Source organism: Dehalococcoidia bacterium (assembly GCA_028711995.1).
Classification (GTDB): domain Bacteria; phylum Chloroflexota; class Dehalococcoidia; order SZUA-161; family SpSt-899; genus JAQTRE01.
Genome location: JAQTRE010000013.1, coordinates 23043 through 43399 on the forward strand (window position 1 = coordinate 23043; position 20357 = coordinate 43399).

General features: G+C 53.7%; 14 protein-coding genes. 5 read left to right on the forward strand and 9 right to left on the reverse strand.

All coding sequences use genetic code 11. The features are described 5' to 3' along the window. Positions 1–25 precede the first annotated feature (25 nt). The 3 genes from PHV74_03735 to PHV74_03745 all read left to right on the forward strand — a co-directional run bounded on the left by PHV74_03735 (position 26) and on the right by PHV74_03745 (position 5151). Positions 26–1240, forward strand: a complete 1215-nt coding sequence (locus PHV74_03735; protein ID MDD5093477.1) for a CoA transferase — start codon at positions 26–28, stop codon at positions 1238–1240. Positions 1241–1625: 385 nt separating this feature from the next. Continuing rightward, positions 1626–3923: a hydrophobe/amphiphile efflux-3 (HAE3) family transporter gene (locus PHV74_03740; GenBank protein ID MDD5093478.1), complete on the forward strand. Its 2298-nt coding sequence runs from the start codon at positions 1626–1628 to the stop codon at positions 3921–3923. 232 nt (positions 3924–4155) lie between these two features. Then, on the forward strand, positions 4156–5151 hold the full coding sequence (locus tag PHV74_03745; protein ID MDD5093479.1) for an Lrp/AsnC family transcriptional regulator: 996 nt from the start codon (positions 4156–4158) through the stop codon (positions 5149–5151). On the opposite strand, the gene PHV74_03750 is transcribed toward PHV74_03745, so the two are convergent. Then, positions 5148–7613 carry a heavy metal translocating P-type ATPase gene (locus tag PHV74_03750; protein MDD5093480.1) on the reverse strand — a complete coding sequence of 822 codons (2466 nt, stop codon included), beginning with the start codon at positions 7611–7613 and terminating at the stop codon, positions 5148–5150. The genes PHV74_03745 and PHV74_03750 overlap by 4 nt on opposite strands. Before the next feature lie 65 nt (positions 7614–7678). Further along, positions 7679–8254: a flavodoxin family protein gene (locus PHV74_03755; protein ID MDD5093481.1), complete on the reverse strand. Its 576-nt coding sequence runs from the start codon at positions 8252–8254 to the stop codon at positions 7679–7681. Between the two features lie 355 nt (positions 8255–8609). Between PHV74_03755 and PHV74_03760 the strand changes: the two genes are divergently transcribed. Continuing rightward, entirely contained in the window at positions 8610–9182 is a 573-nt protein-coding gene (locus tag PHV74_03760) for a nitroreductase family protein (GenBank protein MDD5093482.1), read from the forward strand. A 17-nt stretch (positions 9183–9199) separates the two neighbouring features. Beyond that, entirely contained in the window at positions 9200–9898 is a 699-nt protein-coding gene (locus tag PHV74_03765) for a ubiquinone/menaquinone biosynthesis methyltransferase (protein ID MDD5093483.1), read from the forward strand. 166 nt (positions 9899–10064) lie between these two features. Here the strand turns inward: PHV74_03765 and PHV74_03770 are convergent, their stop codons facing one another. The 7 genes from PHV74_03770 to PHV74_03800 form a co-directional block, all read right to left on the reverse strand. Continuing rightward, a complete protein-coding gene (locus PHV74_03770) occupies positions 10065–10520 on the reverse strand; it encodes a hydrogenase iron-sulfur subunit (GenBank protein ID MDD5093484.1) in 456 nt (151 codons plus the stop codon). A 1-nt stretch (position 10521) separates the two neighbouring features. After that, positions 10522–13884, reverse strand: a complete 3363-nt coding sequence (locus tag PHV74_03775; GenBank protein ID MDD5093485.1) for an NAD(P)-binding protein — start codon at positions 13882–13884, stop codon at positions 10522–10524. 15 nt (positions 13885–13899) lie between these two features. Beyond that, the gene (locus tag PHV74_03780; GenBank protein ID MDD5093486.1) at positions 13900–15048 is read right to left on the reverse strand and encodes a (Fe-S)-binding protein; all 1149 of its coding nucleotides are present in this window, start codon (positions 15046–15048) and stop codon (positions 13900–13902) included. 18 nt (positions 15049–15066) lie between these two features. After that, positions 15067–16185, reverse strand: a complete 1119-nt coding sequence (locus PHV74_03785; GenBank protein ID MDD5093487.1) for a (Fe-S)-binding protein — start codon at positions 16183–16185, stop codon at positions 15067–15069. Continuing rightward, positions 16182–17564 carry an FAD-linked oxidase C-terminal domain-containing protein gene (locus PHV74_03790; GenBank protein ID MDD5093488.1) on the reverse strand — a complete coding sequence of 461 codons (1383 nt, stop codon included), beginning with the start codon at positions 17562–17564 and terminating at the stop codon, positions 16182–16184. Before PHV74_03790 ends, PHV74_03785 begins: the two co-directional genes overlap by 4 nt. A 168-nt stretch (positions 17565–17732) precedes the next feature. Further along, positions 17733–18758, reverse strand: coding sequence for a C-terminal binding protein (locus PHV74_03795; protein MDD5093489.1), 1026 nt, complete (start codon positions 18756–18758; stop codon positions 17733–17735). A 690-nt stretch (positions 18759–19448) separates the two neighbouring features. After that, positions 19449–19688, reverse strand: a complete 240-nt coding sequence (locus PHV74_03800; GenBank protein ID MDD5093490.1) for an Lrp/AsnC ligand binding domain-containing protein — start codon at positions 19686–19688, stop codon at positions 19449–19451. Positions 19689–20357: the final 669 nt, after the last annotated feature.

The following is a 20357-nucleotide window of genomic DNA, read 5'->3' on the forward strand; positions in this document are numbered from 1 at the left end:
ATATTTAAAGGAGATTCACGGTAGGATGACCAAGATGCCATTGGAAGGAATACGAGTCATAGAGTGGGCGATGTGGCAGATGGGCCCATCTGCGGCCAGCATGCTGGGAGATCTGGGTGCCCAGGTTATCAAGATCGAGGACCGGATCGGCGGCGACCCGGCCAGGGGAGTGGGAAGTATCTGCAAGGCGGTGGTGAAAACCGAAACCCGCAATATCTTTTTCGACGCTTTCAATCGCAGCAAACAGAGCATCACCCTGGATATTCAGACCGAGCAAGGAAGAGAGATTTTCTACCAGCTGATAGAGAAATCGGATGTCTTCCTCCATAACATGCGGGTTGGCGTTGCCGAACGCCAGGGAATTGATTATGCCACTTTGGCCAAGCGCAATCCTAAGCTGATCTATGCCCATGCCTCTGCATTCGGACCCAAAGGGCCGGATGCAGGGCGTCCGGCAGTTGACTACGTGGGGCAATCCAGATCGGCATTCATGACCACGGTGGGTGAGCCGCAGATGCCGCCGGTTTATGCCATGGGAACTCCGGCCGATCAGATGGGGGCCCTTATGACCGTGAGCGGGATAGTTACCGCATTGCTTGCCCGGGAGAGGTTCGGGATCGGTCAGAAGGTGGATATCTCCCTTTTGGGAAGCATGGTAGCCCTGCAAACGTTCAACGTATCGGCAACCTTGAATATGGGACAGCCTTTGCCTCGAATGCCTCGAGCCGGGATGGGCAACCCGATCTACAATCACTATAGATGCGGCGATGACAAGTGGCTTGTGCTGGCGATGCAGCAATCGGACAGGCACTGGCCTGAGTTCTGCCAGGCCGTAGGACTGGAGAACTTGATTGACGATCCCCGGTCAAACACCATACCAGCCAGAACCGCTAACGCCGAGACAATCATCGCCATTCTGGACAAGCTTTTTGCCACAAAACCGCGCCATGAGTGGCTGAAAATCCTCGATGGGAAGGATTTCGTCTATGGTCCCATAAACGACATGAAAGATCTGGTTCGCGACCGGCAGGTGCTGGAGAATGACTACATTATCGAATATGACGACCCCGGTAGGGGCAAGATCAAAATGATCGGGTTCCCGGTCAAACTAAGCAAGACACCGGCACGGGTGCAAAGCCCGATCCCCGAGTTCGGGCAGCACACCGAGGAAGTCCTTGAAGGGGTCCTGGGCTATAGCTGGGAGAAGATAGCCCAACTAAGAGAGCAACACGTCATCTAAGTTGGTCCCTCTGAAGGGGATGAAAATATTTGACACCAACAAGAGACGAGACCAAGATACAATGACCCAATAGACGAAAAGATTTGCGAAGCCGACTCCAATTGCACATGAAGCCCGTGCGTTTGAGTCGGCTCCCGACCTCTCAGTCAGATTGCCATGGTAAGGAGTTCGGCTAGCATGCCGAAACTCGAGTTGCTGTTCTTAATGCAAGAAAGAGCGTGTGTTTTTAGTCTCACATGTATCGTATACGATAATCTATGGCGTACATATAGTGCCAAAAGAAAGGAGGAACTATGACGTAATCGTTCTAATCCTAAGCCGGCGTCACTAACAAGTGTCTCTCTTGGCAAATACCGGCAACTGAACACTGCGAAAGGAGGAGAAAGTGTTAGAGAAAATAAGCGGAGCCTGGTTTGGACTGATCCGGAGCAAGCCGATTATATGGATTATAGTGGCTCTAGTATTATTGATTCCGGCGGGGATATTGGCCACAAAAGTGTCGTTTGGTTCCGACTATACCACCATAATGAGGAAAGACTCTCAGGGGTACAAGGAGATGGTGGAATTCGACAAGTACTTTGCCAGCGAAAATGAGCTGGTGATCATGGAGGCTCCCCATGACGTCTTGGTTAATGAGCAGAACTTCGCTGCCCTCAAGAAAATGGAGGGCGAGATAAGAGCGCTCCCTAACGCGTTCAACGTGTCCAGCCCTGCATTCATGGTCGAGTTCATGAAGCAAATGATGGGCACGCCGAATGCTGCCCCGGATGATCTGATTTACGATCCTGCCACCGGCAAGATGCGGACCACGTTCAGCAGCTTCTTCTTCAATCCGGATGCCATGCGTCTGATCGTAAACCTCAAAGGAGACCTCAAGCTTGAGGATAAGGCTGATCTCGATGCGGGCATGAAAAAGGCTGCCGCCGAAGCGGGTTTCTCACCGGACGTGAAGATCACCGTTACCGGGGTGTCCTCTGTCATCGACTATGCCAATACTGAGATTGCCGGCGCCTTGACCGTCATCATGATAATCGCCTTTGTATTGATGTTCCTGATACTGCTCTTCTTCTTCAAGATGCGCGGCTTCTTCGCATGGCGGTTTCTGGCTCTCGGCGTGGTAGGCATCGGCCTCGTCTATACGTTCGGAATCATGGGCATCGTCGATCTCAATATCGCCCTGGCTTCCGTGGGCGCTTTCCCCATCTTACTGGGTTTGGGAGTGGACTATGTGGTCCAATTCCATAACCGCTACGATGAGGAACAGAGAAACGGGAAGACCGCCGACGAAGCGGGATTGGCAGCCTTCACCCATATCGGGCCGCCCATTATCATGGCTGTGGTCGTCGGTTGTGTGGGCTTCGCCACGGCTCTCCTCTCCAAGACTCCGATGGTTCAGGATTTCGGCTGGATGCTGATCATCGGTGCGCTCATTCTTCTGATTGTTGCGCCTACTATTCTCATGGCCAGCTTGTATCGTCGAGATCGGAATAAGCCGGCCAAAGCAGATAAAGACGTTGTCCCCCCTGTTCTGGAAAGATGGCTGGGACATCTTGCGCCCAGGGTGGTCAAATATGCCATCCCCATTATTATCATCGGCGTCATACTGACAGGACTGGGATGGGCCGTAGAAGGGAAGATCAAGACTACGGCCGTAGCCACGGATTTCGTGGGCGGTAACGTGCAAGTTACCAAAGATTTCAAACACATGGTCGATCTGGCTAATGGGGCGTCCGCTTCGATGTCATTTATTGAAGTTCCGGACGCAACCGATCCCAAGGTGCTTCAGTGGATGGTTGAGCGCAAGCAATACGCATTGTCCACGTACGGGAGAGCGGAAGGGAAAGGCACTGTCAACGGGCAAACCTCAATCGCTGACCTGATCATGAATTTCAGCGGCGGAAAGTTACCGGCTACTGCTGAACAGGCCAAGGCCATCGTGAATATGATCCCTGAGCCGCTGAAGAAAAACTTCATCTCTCCGGACTTCACAAAGGCCAACATTGCGACCGGTCTGCAAACCTACGATCAGGAGTCCTACTATGTCGGGAGGGATGAGTTGACGGATATTTTCGGCCCAAACACACCACCTCCCGGCGCGACCCAGTATATTGCCTGGACAGGCACGATCTCCATGTCCACCACAGTCGCCGATGACCTGGCCGACAGCCGCGAAAAGATGACGTTTTGGGGAATCGGCCTCTGTCTGATCGCCCTGCTGGTCATGTTCCGGCTTAACTGGAAAAGGGTTATCACTGCTGCCCTTCCTATCGGATTGATCCTTGGATGGTCGAACGGCCTGACGTGGTTGATGGATATAAAGGTCAATCCTGTCATGGCGACCATGACCGCTCTGATCCTGGGTATCGGCACCGAATTCACCATTCTGCTGCTGATGCGCTATTATGAAGAGCGGGACAAGGGCACGAGCCCCATTAAATCTATGAGCATTGCCCAGACCAAGATCGGACGCGCCATCGTTATCTCCGGGTTGATGGTGATCATTGGATTCGGCTCGATGATATTTGCCTTTGACTTCCCCATCATTGCCGATTTCGGCACGCTCACCGTCATCGATATGGCTATGTGCATCATCAGCACGCTGGTGGTGCTGCCGGCCATTGTGGTCACCTTCGATCTATGGCGTGAAGGAACAGAGAACGTCAAAGAAACAGCCCAGGCTTGAGGATCTGAACAATATTGAGATATGGGATGAATCCTGCACGGCTGAGTGTTTGAATCCGCACCCCTTTTTTCGCACAGGGAACTGCCTCGATATGGAGGAGGCAGTTCCCTGTGTGTGAGTAGAGCGTCACCGAATACGCTTTACAGACTGATGGTTGATGACTTTGCAGGTCCAAGCTCCATCGGGATTGGAGTGATACTGAAGAGCGCAAATAATTTCACAGGAATAAGAAATGAGTGAGAAAACCGCAAAAAAGCCCCTGGATGAACTGGATCGGATGATCATTAGTGAACTGGAAGTCGATGCCAGAAGAAGTGCCAAGGAACTCGCGGCCAAGCTGGGCACCAGCCATACCACAGTACAGCGGCGATTACGATACCTCCTCGATGAAGGGATCATTTCATTCGTCACCATCGCTGATCACAAAACCCTGGGATACCTGACCCTGGTATTGCTGGGGATAAATATCCGCCCGGGAAAAGTGGATGCGGTAGCCACCCGGATCGCCTCCCTGGATTACTCCAAAATGGTTTCCGCCACCCTGGGCCATTATGATTTGCTGGTATCGATGTCCATCGAAGGCCTTGAAGATCTGGGCGGATTTGTCTCCACAGACCTGGGTGCCATTAAAGAGATCACCAATATCGATTCTATGATCATCCTCGAAATCTTCAAAAACGATTGGTCCTGTCTGGTGGCCAATGGCCATATCATCCAGCGCCATCCCGGCAAAAACCATCTGGACGAGTTTGAGAAAGCCTTGATCGGGGAATTGGAATTGCATCCCCGGGAAACCATTTCCGAACTGGCCCAGAAGCTGAGAACAAACCGGTTAACAGTGAGCAAGAGACTGCAAGCGCTCCTGGAAAAAGGGATTATTCGAATTGTCAGTGTGCCGGACCTTTCTGCTCTGGGCTACAAGATATGGATAACGGTAAAACTGAAAGTCGATCCTTCTCAGATTCATGAAGTTGCCCAAACCCTCTGCGGCTATCCGAATGTGACGCAGGTCATCATGCTCACGGGAATGTATGAACTGGGCATCGCAGCGGTGTTCAAAGATCGGACTGAGGTGTATGACTTCATGGAGAACCAATTGGGCCAGATCCCGGGAGTGATCGGGCATGAGGCGTTGATGAATCTGAAGAGCTACAAGCGCGCTTTTGGGCTGCCGCCCCTGCGCGGACAACATATTGTAAATAGCAAATCGTTGACCTGTCCGGTTTAGGAGAAGCGTCTCAGCCGAAGCGAATTGGTCACCACTGAAACCGAACTGGCGGCCATGGCTGCCGAGGCAAAGATCGGGCTGAGAAGAATGCCCCAGAAAGGATAGAGAATACCGGCGGCAATCGGGATGCCCACCGAGTTATAGAAGAACGCCCAGAAGAGGTTCTGTTTGATGGTTCGCATGGTCCGCTGGCTCAGATCGATGGCAGTGACCACGCCTCGCAGGTCGCCGGTGATCAGGGTGATATCGGAGGCTTCTATGGCCACATCGGTGCCGGTGCCGATAGCGATGCCGATATCCGCCTGAGCCAGGGCAGGGGCATCGTTGATCCCATCCCCGACCATCGCCACCACCTTGCCTTCTTCCTGGAGTCTTTTGATTTCCGCAGCCTTTTCACCCGGCATAACTTCCGCCAGAACGCTCTCGATTCCCGCTCTGGCGGCAATCGCCTGAGCCGTGCGCAGGTTATCCCCGCTGAGCATGATCACTTCGAGCCCCAAATCGTGAAGCTTCCGAACTGCCTCCACCGAGTGATCTTTGAGCGTATCGGCCACGGCAATAATCCCGGCCAGACTCCCATCAGAGGCCAGCAGCATAGGCGTTTTGCCATCCATGGATAGCGACTCCACCTGTTGGGTAGCATTGCCGATATCGATTCCTTCCTCTTGCATCATTTGCGGATTGCCCAGCAGAACGGATTTTCCTTCCACGCGAGCCCGAACTCCTTTTCCAGCGATGGCTTCGAAGTCCTGTGGCTCTTTCAATTCCAATCCTTCCGATCGGGCCCGGGTCACCATCGCTGCGCCCAGCGGGTGCTCCGAATTGCGCTCCACCGAGGCTGCCAGGACCAGAATCTCTTTGTCGCTCAGCCCATTGACCGAAAGGATATCCGTCACCATCGGCTCGCCTTTGGTCAAAGTTCCGGTCTTGTCAAAGACGATGGTATCGATCCGGTGAGCGGTTTCCAGACTTTCTCCGCCCTTGATCAAAATGCCCAGCTCGGCTCCTTTTCCCGTCCCAACCATAATGGCCGTCGGCGTTGCCAGTCCCAACGCGCACGGACAGGCGATGATGAGCACGGCCACAAATGTCAGCAGAGCAAAGACGAATGTCTCTCCGCCGATCAGGAACCATATCAGAAACGTCAGAATGGCGATGGAAATGACTGTCGGAACGAAGACGCTGGCCACTTTATCGGCCAGCCGCTGGATGGGAGCCTTCGACCCCTGGGCCTCCTCGATCAGCCGGATGATCTGGGCCAGCGTGGTTTCCCGGCCTACCTTGGTGGCCTCGAATTTGAAGCTACCCATCTTGTTGATCGTAGCGCCGATGACCTCATCTCCCGCATTCTTTTCCACCGGAAGGCTCTCGCCGGTGATCATCGATTCATCGACCGCCGAACTGCCTTCCCGGATGACGCCATCGACCGGTATCTTTTCCCCCGGACGCACCAGTATCAGATCGCCTTTACGAACTTCTTCCACTGGTATGTCGATCTCCTGGCCATCGCGAATCACTCGCGCCGTCTTCGGTTTGAGCCCCATCAGCTTCTTGATCGAATCCGAGGTCTGGCTTTTTGCCTTGGCCTCCAGCAGTCTGCCGAACAGGATCAGAGTGATGATCATCGCGGCAGTGTCATAGTAGACCATTGGGTTTTCACCCGGCGTCACGACAAGGCCGGGGAAGAAGGTCACGATGAAGCTATAGGAAAAGGCGGCCGATGTGCCTACCGCGATCAGGGTGTTCATATCGGATGTTTTGTGTTTCAGAGCCGACCAGAATCCGCGATAGAAGCGCAGGCCGCACCAGAACTGCACCGGAAGCGTCAGAACAAACAGAGAGTAGAACATGGTGCGCATCGAGATGTCCGCAAGCAGAGGAATGTGCTCATGCATACTCCCGATCATTATAAGGGTGGCAAGGACAGCACTGACAATAAACCGAAGCTTCAATGCGCCATATTCGGCGTCGCGGGCTTCCTTCTCGGTATCGCGGGCTTGTTCCTCTGAAGGTAAATCCAGGGGAGTGTATCCGGCATCGGTGATCGCCCGCTTGAGGTCACCCACGGTGACCCGGGAGGGGATGAATTCCGCTGTAGCTCTCTCTGTGGCGAAATTGACATTGGCCGAAACCACGCCGTCGAGACTGCGAAGGGCGTTCTCCACCCTGCGCACGCAGGCAGCACAGGTCATTCCCTGCACCGGGATGGTCACCTTTTCCAGCCGAGCCTCGTATCCCAGGTCTTTGATGGCATCGATCATCCGGTGGGGATCGGTCTTCTCTGGATCGTAGCTGACGGCCGCTTTTTCGTTGGCAAAGTTGACGGCCGCCTTCTTGACGCCTTCCAGCCTGGAGAGCCCCTTCTCGATGTTGAGGGCGCAGGTGGCACAGGTCATCCCCCGGATCGGGATTTCGATCCTCTTTTCGTTCGGCTTGTCTGCGATGCGTTCATCTTGATTCATGGTTTGTCACCAAACGGATGGAAAGACGCTGTGGTAGCGTAAACAGGGTTAACACTAGGACCTGACTACCCTGTTACCAGCTTCCTTCCGGCTTCAAAGGCATCTTTCAGTGCAGTGGGATGGTTCCTGATAGCGCCCTTTTCATCTACGCGAGCAAAGGTCAGTTCTCCGGCCGATTTGATATCGAGCACAGCAAACCAGGCCTTGAGCGTGGGCATTGCTGATTGAAAGAGGGTGGAAAATCCAGTTCCTCCCGCGGAGACAAAGAGACCCCACCGTTCTCCCCCGGAGTTGAGGGCCACCGGTTGCTTCAAGACTTGCTTTAATGCCCACAATGCCTGGCAACGGTCGATCATCGCTTTGGTCTGCGCGGTGAGCCCCATGAAAAACATAGGGGAGGCAATCACCAGCCGATCGCACTCACGCAGTTTGGGATACACCTTCTGCATGTCATCATCGATGATGCACTTTCCCTCTTTCAGACAGCCATCGCAATGAAGGCAAGGAGCAATCTTCAGTTCGCAGATCGATAAGGTTTCAACTTCCGCGTCGGCACTCTTGGCTCCGGCCAGCACCTGTTCCAGCAAGAGGTCGGTGTTTCCGCCCCGCCTGGGGCTTCCTGCTATTCCAAGAACTTTCATCTTCAGATTACCCCTTATGATTAGGCTGAAATCGTCTGACTCAACCCCCTGTCCCCCACTCGTTGGGGGAATTAGAGTATTTTGGGGGACACCCCCAAACCCCTGGCAGGAGGAATCCTGCATCTCTTTGTTGACAGGCTATTTATGGCATTCCCACTTTGAATCTAACCGCCGGGTCTGTTTTCATCTGTGACTGGGGTCATAGGTGGATTGTCATAACCAAGATTTGTTATCTGCTGGTATGGTTGAGGATAATGGGAGCGAAGCTGCTTGTCAATGACCACTCTCTTCCGATTGACAAATCGGGCAGGCAATCGCAGAATGAATCAAGAGAGGTTATCCTCAGGAGGCCGCCATGATCGATGATCTCATTAAGGGGAACCGCAGCTTTCGCCGGTTTGACCAGAGTTATACTGTAAGCCGCAAGACGCTGGAGGAGCTGGTTGATCTGGCTCGCCATTCAGCCTCAGCCCGAAATTTGCAGCCGTTGAAGTATTTTCTCTCCTGCGATCCTCAAACCAACGCCTTGATCTTCGATACCCTCACCTGGGCGGCGGCACTGAAGTGGGCAGGTCCGGCTGAGGGTGAAAGGCCATCGGCGTATATCGTCGTGCTCGGCGATACAAAGGTGGCTACCAACTTTGGTTGCGATCATGGCATCGCCAGCCAGAGCATCATGCTGGGGGCCAGAGAGCGGGGGTTGGGGGGATGCATGCTGGCCTCAGTGAATCGGCAAAAGCTCCGATCCGAGCTGAACATTCCAGAGCAACATGAAATCCTGCTGGTGCTGGCTCTCGGCAAGCCTGCCGAAACTGTGGTAATTGAATCCGCCAAGCCGGATGGAGACACAACTTATTGGCGTGACAGTCAGGACGTGCATCATGTGCCAAAGCGGACGCTGAAGGAAATCATTCTAAATTCTGCATAACCCGCGATTGAATATCAATGAGCGAAAGCATTCAAGACCTGTTTATTGACGTCCCCGCCAACTATGAGATCATCAACCACCTCCTGACCTTCGGGCAGGACATCCGCTGGCGCAGAAGGGTAGCGAAGGCTGCCGCCTCAGGGGGTGGATCGGCATGGCTTGATGCCTGTGGCGGCACCGGAGAGATGGTGGCCCGCCTTTCTGACCTTGCTCCGGAAAACACCCGGATAGTGGTGGCCGATTTCTCTCTCCCGATGATGAGCAAGGCATTAGAAAAGCCCGAGTCAAAGCGGATCGATTTCACCCTCGCAGATGTCAGCCATTTGCCTTTTCAGGATAATTCTTTTGATGTGCTGACCATCGCCTTTGCCACCCGGAATCTGAATACCAGCAGAGAGAATCTGCTCAGCTGTTTTGCCGAGTTCAACCGGGTTCTGAAGCCGGGAGGAAGGCTGGTTATGCTGGAGACAAGCCAGCCGAAATCAAACATCATCCGATGGTTTTTTCATCTTTATCTGAAGCTGGTCGTGAGGCCGGTGGGACGTCTCATCTCCGGCTCCGATGCCCCCTACGTCTATCTCTCAGACAGCATGCGCCGATTCTATAGCGCCGAAGAGCTTGCGGAGAATATCCGGGAGGCTGGCTTCTCTGAAGTCAGTTTCAAGCGCTTCATGCTGGGCGCTGCTGCCATACACCAAGCGCGAAAAGGATACTGACTACTGTGAGACCGGGTTTGCCATTCCGGCGCAGGCCGGAATCTAAGGCTGGAGGAGACTGCGAGTATGGACTCCGGTCTTCACCGGAGTGACGAAGAATTAAGCCCTTTCGGCCCCCCTTTTTAGAGGGGAGGCCGAAAGGGCTCCTTATGCTGCGCGGCAGTGATTAAGCGTTAACCGGGGCTTTCTTGGCGTGCTCGATCTTCCCCTCCCTCAGAGGAGAAGGCCCCAGCTCTTTGATGCGGTTGACCATCTCTTCCATGGTCTTGGCGAACTTCTGGCCCTCTCCGGCGCCGATCCACTCCAGCCTCAAGCGGTCGTCTTCCAGTCCCAGCCGGTGCAGCAGGGTTTTCAGCCTTGCTATCATCTTTTCCGCTCTGACGTTCCCGGAAGTATAGTGGCAATCCCCAATGTGGCATCCGGCGACCAAAACGCCGTCGGCGCCATCTTCCAAAGCCTTGAGCACATAGGTGAAATCCACCATTCCGCTGCACATCACCCGAATCACGCGCACGTTAGCCGGATAGCGCATGCGGCTGGTTCCGGCCACATCGGAAGCGCTGTAAGAGCACCAGTTGCAAGCAAACACAATTATCCGTGGTTCAAAACCTTCTTTCACCAGTCTATACCTCCACTAAGGCATCAACCATGGCTCCGATCTCATCCCTGGTGAAATGCCTGGTAGTCATAGCTCCTGTAGGGCAGACAACAGCACAACTGCCGCATCCCTTACAGAGCGCTTCGTTGACAACGCACACCGGCATCTTTCTGCCGTCTTTCAGAACGATCTCCGGGGCGTGATATTCGCACACATCTTCACATCGTCCGCAGCCGATACAGATGGACTCGTCGGCATGCGAAACCACCGCCTCAAGTGTCACCGATCCCCGACTGATCATCGCCAGCGCCTCTCCGGCTCCGCCGAGTGCTTGGCCGACAGTATCGGTGATATCCTTTGGCCCTCCGGCGCAGCCTATCACAAAGACACCGGCTGTCGGGGTGGCTATCGGATCGAGCTTGAGATGCTTTTCCTGGAAGAAGCCATCCGGCCGGCGGGAAATGTTGAACATCCTCACGATGTCCTCCGAATCCGAACGCGGCTCGAGCGCCTGGCAAAGGATGACCATATCCACCGGCGTTCTCATCACGCCTCCCAGAAGCGTGTTATCGCCGACAACGACCAGCTTCCCTTTCTCTTCATCTGTGATAGCCTCGTCCGTGACCTTGGCCACTTTGCCGCGGACAAACTTGACGCCCTCTTCGGAAAGGCGCTTGTAGAACTCTTCATAGCCCTCGCCAAAGCAGCGCATATCAATGTAAAACTCGTATACTTGTGCGTCCGTCTTGTGTCTCACCAGATGAGCATCTTTGAGGCCATACATGCAGCAGACACGGGAGCAATACTCGTGATAGTTCTTGTCGCGGCTGCCGACGCAGTGTACGATAGCCACACTCTCCGGCGTGCTGCCGTCTTTCATCCGTATCTCACCACCGGTCGGCCCGCCTGCGCTGCACATTCTTTCGAACTCCAGCGCGGTGAGAACGTTCTCATACTGACCGTAGCCGTACTGTTTAATTGGAGCAGGATCAAAGGCATCGAATCCGGTAGAGAGGATGATAGAACCAACCTCCACCTCGATGGTCTCATCCGGCATGTCATAGTCGATCGCCCCGGCCTGGCAGAGCTTGGCACACTCGCGGCAATCGCAACAGCCGCCGCAGGCAAGACACCGCTTGGCCTCTTCCTGGGCTTGTTCAATGGAGTAACCCAGTTCCACTTCCCCGAAGCTCTTGATGCGCTCCGCCGAAGCCTGCTCCGGCATCTCAACGCGCTCATGCACGGGGAATTCTTTTTTGAGTTCCGCGATCTCTTTCTCATCCAGTTTCTGCGGGGCCTTTTTCTCTTCGACAGCCGGGGTTTCTCCCTTTAAGTAGGCATCGATAGATTTGGCTGCTTTCTGTCCGCCGGCTATTGCATCTACAACCATCGCCGGTCCGGTGACTACATCTCCGGCGGCGAAAACGCCCTCAATGTTAGTCGCCAGATTATCATTGGCTACAACATTCCCCTTGGCTGTCTTCAATCCCAGAGCCTCAGCAAAGTTGACATGGGACGTCTGCCCAAGCGCAGTGATCACCGTGTCCACATCAATAGTAAACTCCGATCCCTTAATGGGAACAGGCCGCGGCCTGCCGCTTGCATCGGGCTCGCCCAGCTTCATGCGAATGCATTCGATCTTGGCTGCCTTGCCCTGCTGAGCATCTATCTTGACGGGATTGGCCAGGAACATCAACTCGATCCCCTCGTCCTCTGCGCCCTTGACCTCTCCTGCATTAGCGGGCATCTCCACCCGGGTGCGCCGGTAGATCAGAGTCACTGAAGCCCCGAGTCTGCGCGCCACGCGAGCGGCGTCGATAGCAGTATTGCCTCCGCCGATCACGGCCACCTTGGCTCCCACCTTGACCTTCTTGCCCAGGTTTATCTCCCGCAGGAAATCTACGCCCGTAATAACGGCCTTGGAGTCTTCGCCCGGAACCCCCATCTTGACGCTGCCGTGGGCTCCGGTGGCAACCAGTATCGCCTTGTAATCGCGTTTCAGATCTTCGATCTTGACCTGCTCACCGACTTTAACGCCTGTTTTTATGTCAACTCCCAGCTTCTGAATGTAAGCGATATCCTTGGCCAGGATATCCTTGGGCAGACGATACTCCGGAATTCCCACGCGCAGCATTCCGCCCGCTTCAGGCAGGGCTTCAAATATCGTTGGTTCATATCCTAGTAATGCCAGATCGTTGGCGGCTGCCAGTCCTCCCGGCCCGCTGCCGATGATGGCCACCTTCTTGCCGTTCTTGGGAATCTGGGGGACTTCGATCTTATCGATATCCACCTGATCGCAGAGGAACCGCTTCAGTGAAGCGATAGCCAGCGGATCATCCACATATCCGCGCTTGCACGCAGTCTCGCAAGGATGATAGCAAACGCGACCGCAAATAGCCGGGAGAGGATTGGTTCTCCTCATTACCTGGTAGGCTTCCTGGAATTTCCCCACGGCGATCAGCGCCAGATAGCCCTGGACATCCATGTTAATCGGGCAAGTAAGCTTGCAGGGCGGAGTCTCTCTCTTATCGATAAGGAATTTGTTGGGAATGGCCTGCGCAAAAGGCCTGTAAATAGCCTTGCGTGTGTTCATCCCCTCATTAAAAGCGTTCGGAATATCCACGGGGCAACCCTTGGTGCAATCCCCGCAGGAGGTACATTTCTTCAGATCGACGTAACGAGCCTTTTTCTTGATCTTGGCCTTGAAATTCCCAACGTAGCCCGATACTTCTTCCACCTGGCTGCAGCTGAAGAGCTCGATGTTCGGGCTGGAACCCACATCGGTCATCCTTGGAGTCATGGTACACTCAGAGCAATCGAGGGTCGGGAAGGTGACATCCAACTGCGCCATGTGGCCGCCGATGGAAGCCTCTTTCTCCACCAGATAAACTTTGTTCCCGGAGGCCGCGATCTTGAGCGCTGCCGTCATACCCGCAATGCCGCCACCTACCACAAGGGTATTGGGGTTCACTGGGGCCTCTCTGACCACCAGAGGTTCATGGAGACGAACCCTGCTTACCCCGGCCCGGATCAAATCCTTGGCCTTTTGGGTGGCCGCTTCCTTATCCGTATGAACCCAGCTGCAGTGCTCCCGAACGTTTACCTGCTCGTACAGATAAGGGTTAAGCCCGGCCTTGGCGCACGCATTGCGGAAAGTCAGCTCGTGCATCCGCGGCGAGCAGGAAGCCACCACCACTCGATCGATTCCGTTTTCCCTGATATCTTTCTGGATGAGCTCCTGTCCAGGCTCGGAACACATATACATGTAGTGTTGCGCCGAGGCTACCGAGTCCAACCCGGCAGCATATTTAGCTACTTCTTCAACCTCCACTGTGCCGGCGATATTCTCGCCGCAGTGGCAAATATATACACCCGTTTTCTCTGCCATACTTACCCCTTGGACCTAAATGGCCTCTCTTGCTAATTCTGCAATGTCCTTGATCTCTATGCCGCTGCCTTTCTCCGAAGACAGAAGGCTATCCTCGAAATTGCTCATGCAATACGGGCAGGCGACCGCCAGAATCTCAGCGCCCGTTTCGATAGCTTGATTGAGCCGAATATCGGAGAACCTTTCTCCCTTCTTGGTCTCCATCCATATCCTGCCACCGCCGCCGCCACAGCACAGCGCCAGCTCGCGATTATCCTTCATCTCAACCAGTTCCAACCCGGGTATGCTCTTCAGAACCTTTCTGGGCTCATCATAGATTCCACTGTGCCGACCCAGATAGCACGGATCGTGATAGGTGACCCGCTTGTTCAGGCTCTTAGTAAACTTGAGCTTGCCCTGCTCGATCATCTGGGCGAGATACTGAGTCATGTGTATCGCTTCGAAGTTACCGCCCACCTCCGGGTATTCGTTCTTGAAGGTGTAATAGCAATGGGGAGAATTGACGACGATCTTTTTAACGCCCTTCTCGGTGAAGACCTGGGTATTGTCCCTGGCGAGCGACTGCATCAGAGACTCATCTCCTGCCTTACGCACGCTTTCGCCGCAACAGCTCAACTCTGCGCCAAGCACGCCATAGCTTGCCTTGAGCGCATTCAGGACATCGGCTCCGGCCTGGGCCGCCCTCTGAATCTTGGCATCATAAGCAGTGAAACAACAGGCAAAAAAGAGGAAATCCATCTCTTTGGAGAAGGTCTTCACATCCCGCCCTTTAGTCCATGCCATCCGCTTTTCCTTCGACTCACCGTAAGGGTTGCCTATCGCGGCGATGTTCTTCAGCGTGACTTCAAGCGATTTGGGAACATGTCCGAATCCCATTCCCACCATCGCCCTGCGGAGAGCCCTCATCACATCGATGATCTCCACACCGCGAGGACACCGGTCGACGCAAGCATGACAACTGGTGCACATCCAGTTATCCTCGGACTCGAAATCGATGAGGCCCAGTTGCGACTGGCCCATGATCTTGCGGACGGGAAAACTCCTGACCATGTTCCAGGGACAAGTTCCTGTGCAGAGCCCGCACTGATAACAAAGCCGGAGCGGCTCGCCACCGGCCTCCACTATAACTTGTACTGCTTCCTCAAACGGAGTTAATGTTGTCATATTTAATACCTACCGGAGTTACTTCAGCTTGCTCGCCACGAAATCGGTGAAATCCATCACCTTGACCGTCGGCGGGTTCTCTTTCTCATTGGGCTCTTCCAGGAAGCATCGGAAATGAGAAACACACTTGCTGCAAGCGGTGATCATGATCTCCGCCGTCTGCGATGCTTCCATCAATCTATCCTGCCGAATCTCTTTCGAGAACTCATTGCAGTTCATCCACGCGCCGACGCCGCAACAGGGGCCGTCTTTGCCATGCCTCGGCATATCCTTGAAATCGGCAATCTGCTTGAGCACTTCCCGCGGGGCCTCGAACTCGCCCATGTGTCTGCCCAGTCGGCACGGATCATGGTAAGTTACTTTTTCGGTGCCTTTTTCAAAGCTCAGCTTGCCCTGCTTCATCAGGTCTCTCACATACTGAGATATGTGATAAACCTTGGCAGGCAGGGAATATTCTTTCGATAGAGTCCTGTAATCCTCGGCGCAGGTGGTAACGATCACCTTAGCCCCTTTGAGGAGCTTGGTGTTCTTCTCTCGCAAAGCGTTGAAAAGGTCGGTCTGGCCGGACCAGAACGCATCGTGGCCGCTGTCTGCCAGCTGCGGTATTATGGCGGGTTTAATCCCGGCATGGTTGAGTATCTTCACCGCGCCGGACATGATCCGCCTGGCCCCGATATCGAAATTCATCACCGGCTCTATATAAGGGAGAGATCCGACGAAATAGACGATTTCGCCTTTGTCCACGAAATCGCCCTCGATCAGGTCCGTCCAATCCCGCTTCAAATCGTCTCTCAGCGTTATCCGGGAGATGAGATCGAAGGCTGCTTTGTGGGAAAACGGGATATCGGCACCCTTTTCGACGAGGAGTTCCCTTGCTTTCCTGATGATCTCCGTTACCTTGACGCCAGAGGTACATTGCTGCTCGCACATCATGCAGGTGGGGCATCGATAGATGGCCTCGACAAGTTCCTGATTGACATCCAGGTCCCCTCTGGCTAAACCCCACGTCAGCAACACCCTCCCCCTGGCTACGTCGGTATCCCAGCCCTCGGTCTCTTTGTACATGGGACAGATCGCTCCACACTTTCCGCACCGGGAACACTTGGTTATATCGATTAGTAATTGCTCGTTATTCATGTGACCTCGAACAGTTTTCCTGGGTTCATAATATTCTGTGGATCGAAGACCTTCTTGATGGCCTGCATCCACGGGTACGAAGTGGGATGCTCTTCTATGAGCCATCTGATCTTGAATGCTCCGATTCCGTGTTCCGGCGTTGCCGTTCCTCCCAGCCTCAGCGCAGCCTCGTGGACCATGTCGCCGGCCTTCTTCCCCCGCGCCAGTTCCTCTTCGTCCAACATATTAACAGCCATGCCGGAATGCAGATTACCGTCCCCGATATGGCCATAAGTGGCAATCTGAATGTTGGTCTCCGCGCTGATCCTTCTCAGCTCTCTGAGCATCTCAGGTATTTTTGTCAGGGGAACGCCATAGTCATCGGCGAGGTTCGGGCCAGCCTTCTTAGGATCGAGCCTGGATATGGCGGAGGCAACTGACTTCCTGCCTGCCCAGAGCGCATCCGCCTCTTCCTTGCTAGCCGCAGTTTTCACTTCGACGGCGCCCGCCTTCTCGCAGACATTGATTACCACCTCAGTCTCTTCCTTTACAGCGGCCGCACTTCCTTCAACATTGAAGAAGAGCATGGCTTCGACATCGGGAAGACCGATTTCAGGCTTGTATTGATTGACGGCTTGAATACCCGATCTATCCAGCACATCGCAGGCTGCTGGAACGATGCCGGCGGCAAAGGTGCCAACCACAGCCGCGCCGACTTTGTCCAGATCATCAAAATAAGCGACAACCGTGGCCTTGTACTTGGGTTTGGGAAGTATCTTCAGGATAGCTTTGGTCACCACTCCCAAGGTGCCCTCTGCACCCACAATCAAAGCCGTCAGGTCATAGCCGGAGACGCTCTTCACCGTTTTTGAACCGGTCTTAATAACCGAACCATCTGGCAGAACCACTTCCAGGCCGAGGACTGAATTTCTGGTGTTGCCGTACTTGAGGCAGGTCATGCCACTGGCGTTGGTACCGATCATTCCGCCGATAGTAGCAAAGTCGGTGGAAGCCGGGGCCGGAGGCCAGAAAAAGCCGCGCTCCGCTAATTTGGAATCCAACGTGACGTGAAGGATGCCAGGCTCTACCACAACATAGAGATTATCCGTATCGAACTCCAGGATATTATCCATGTTGCGCATGTCAAGGACGATCCCGCCCTTGACCGGAACCACTCCGCCTTCCATCCCGCTGCCGACTCCCCTCGGTACAATGGGAATATTGTTCTTGGCCGCCAGTTTGACGATTGCGGAAACCTCTTCCGTCGTCTTCGGCCGGACAACATAATCCGGCATACCCTCGACGATGGAGACGTCTTTGGAGTAGGTATAGAGGATCGTTTTGTCATTCGATGCTCTTCCTTTGCCCACGATTTTGATAAGCTCATCTATGATGTTCACCTGCTTCGATCTCCTTCAGGCGTTTGTTCCTGAGACGGGTCACTTTAGCGGCGTAACCCATCCTGATTTCAGTATAGCATAGGCAATTATCGGTTTCACGAAGAGGGCTGCCCCATTTGGCCTGGGCAGCCCCCTTGTTCCTCTAGGTTTGTAGTCAGATGGAGACTACTACTTCTTCTTGCCCCACTTGGCCATCCACTTGTCTTCTACCTTGGGATTTACCGCGTAGAGAGGGAACTTGCCTTCGAAGGCCTGAATGACCTGGGTAACCGGCTTGCCGTACATCTCTTCCTGAGCAGTAGTGGAATACCACGCGCTGTGGCCGGTGAGATAAACGTTAGGCATCTTAATGAATGGGCAATCCGGCTTGATAGGCTCATCCCATGTTACATCAAGGCCAGCTCCGGCAATGAGTTTTTCCTGGAGCGCCTTAACAAGGGCGGGCTCATCCACAACACGACCGCGAGCAGTATTGATGAAATAGGCGGTCTTCTTCATCTTCTTGAACTCATTGTAGCCCAGCATGCCCTCGGTCTCGCTGTTGTGAGGACAATGCACAGTGACATAGTCCGACTCTTTCAAGAGGGTATCCAAGCTCACTGGCTCGATATAGCGGCTCTTCAGGACCGATGGGAAGACGTAGGGATCATAGCCGATAACCCGCATGCCCAATCCACGGCACTTGAGAGCGGCAGTCATACCGATTCGACCGCAACCGATGACGCCCACGGTCTCAGCGTTCGTCCGAAACACGGGATAAAGGACCTCCATCAAGCCCTTTTGGTCCCGAAGCGTATTGAGTTGCTTTTCCTTTGCCGCCTGGTTCATCTGAATCAGCTTGCGACCCAGAGCCATTATCATGGTCACTGCCATTCCGGAGACTTCATCGACACCGTAATCGGGAACATTGCAGACCACTATGCCAAGCTCTGTGGCCGCGTCCACATCAACCTTTTCATAACCGACGCCAGCGCTGGCGACGATACGACACTTGGGCAACGCTGTAAGCACACGACGGCTGAACGGCTGAATTGTAGTCCCGCCCATTACCGCATCGCAATCCTTCGCGTTTTCGATGATCTGGTCTTCCGTCATCCACGTGCCTTTGACCAGGGTATGACCCAGCGGCGCCAGCAGCTCTCCCTTAAAATTAACTCCCGGCATGTCTATACATTGAGCAACTTTGAAACCCATAGATCCCTCCTTTTGATGTTTTGCTAAATATTGAGATTCATCTCATGCTGGATTTCCAGCCAAACCTCTCTGAAAAGATGGAAAGGGATATTTCTCTTGCGCGGGCCTCCTTTCATGGTTGATGCCTCTTTAAGTCCCGGCGTTCAACGGAGCACTGCCGGAATTCGCCATCTGCCCAACCGGCTCGAAGGAGAACTCTCCAGCCGCTTTACACATTAAAACGACTGTTTGTGCGGAAAGCCTGCACAAACAGCACTCAATGCTAGAATTTTACATGCCAAGCCGCTTCTTGTCAATCACCAAGTAGTCGGTGGCAGTGTTCGCTAATGGTTGATGGGAATATCTGGGGTTTGAATCGTTGGGGCATCTCCAGTATGCTCAAACGTGTGCAGCCTGTAACACGTATCAAGTGCAATCCACACGTCTTTAGGCGAACCTTCGCCAGCTTGCTGAGAAAGTCAGGCGTGGATAGCATGACCATCAGAGACCTTGGCAGATGAGAGTCTCTGGAGATGGTGCAGAGCTACACCAGGTCAGTGACGTTCTGTGCTATCTTAAAGCTGTACAAGGCACCGTTGTCCCGGGATACTTGACCAACTTCTCTAGTCCCCAAGACAATCCCTGCCCTTGAGGGTTTTTGCTGGCAGAATGTGTAGGGATTTTTGACCGGGCCAAGGCTGGGCATATGCCCTAGTCAAGCGACACAGCCAAATAGGTGGTAGTGTCCATCACGCCAGGGACAGTATCAATGTCAGAGAGGACTATATTGGCTATGTCTTCGGTATCGGCAGCCTGCAAGATAACAATTATATCGTATGAGCCCATGACCGCATCTGCAACCAACACCGCTGGCGTTTGGCGAATGGCTTTGACCGCTTGAGGAAGTATGCTTCCGTCGCATTTCACCAAAACATATGCTTTTGTTGCCATGACGCTTCACCTCTATCTTTTGCTCATAACTATTCTACCAAGACAATGTGTTGCCTCAAGACGAAGTTGCCGAGAAGACAGAGACCAAGGATAATGATGCTCAGGTGTGAGAGAAGATAACGGTAGGGATGGAGGAAAAACGAATCCCCCCAGGTAGCTTTGGCTCTACCTAGGACTCCTGCTCTGACTTGCGCTACCGCGGCATCCGCACTCTGATTCCCACCTCGGTTGCCACTACCTCAAATTCCAGACTTGGGTTCTGCCTCGGTTAGCACCGCCTCTGCATCCAGCCTTGGCTCAGACTGCCTTGGTTTCCTGGGAGGACTATAATCATCATACCCGCAATCAAGCGGATACAAAATACGTAAGCCTACGTAGTTTGTCCCAATCGTCAACGTATTTTTCGCAGACCTTTTCCAGCTTCAGCAATTTAATGACAGCACCCGAGACGATGGTTATGCCCATCTCAGGGGTCCTTGCTTTTGAATCGACCCTGTAGAAGACCCGGTGAATGAAATCCGGGGATATACTCCCTCTTATTATAATTGAGGCTGTTTAGTTTTGATTTCAGCCTCGACTTTGACTGATTTTGTAATGCCTTCACCCCCACGTATCTGGTAGAATCAACTCAGATTCAGATTGAGGGGGAGAATCCTCCATGAGAACAGC

Coding starts and splice junctions, on each gene's coding strand:
- PHV74_03735 (MDD5093477.1), top strand. CDS start 26: ATGACCAAGATGCCATTGGAAGGAATACGAGTCATAGAGTGGGCGATG.
- PHV74_03745 (MDD5093479.1), top strand. CDS start 4,156: ATGAGTGAGAAAACCGCAAAAAAGCCCCTGGATGAACTGGATCGGATG.
- PHV74_03750 (MDD5093480.1), bottom strand. CDS start 7,613: ATGAATCAAGATGAACGCATCGCAGACAAGCCGAACGAAAAGAGGATC.
- PHV74_03755 (MDD5093481.1), bottom strand. CDS start 8,254: ATGAAAGTTCTTGGAATAGCAGGAAGCCCCAGGCGGGGCGGAAACACC.
- PHV74_03760 (MDD5093482.1), top strand. CDS start 8,610: ATGATCGATGATCTCATTAAGGGGAACCGCAGCTTTCGCCGGTTTGAC.
- PHV74_03765 (MDD5093483.1), top strand. CDS start 9,200: ATGAGCGAAAGCATTCAAGACCTGTTTATTGACGTCCCCGCCAACTAT.
- PHV74_03775 (MDD5093485.1), bottom strand. CDS start 13,884: ATGGCAGAGAAAACGGGTGTATATATTTGCCACTGCGGCGAGAATATC.
- PHV74_03780 (MDD5093486.1), bottom strand. CDS start 15,048: ATGACAACATTAACTCCGTTTGAGGAAGCAGTACAAGTTATAGTGGAG.
- PHV74_03785 (MDD5093487.1), bottom strand. CDS start 16,185: ATGAATAACGAGCAATTACTAATCGATATAACCAAGTGTTCCCGGTGC.
- PHV74_03795 (MDD5093489.1), bottom strand. CDS start 18,758: ATGGGTTTCAAAGTTGCTCAATGTATAGACATGCCGGGAGTTAATTTT.
- PHV74_03800 (MDD5093490.1), bottom strand. CDS start 19,688: ATGGCAACAAAAGCATATGTTTTGGTGAAATGCGACGGAAGCATACTT.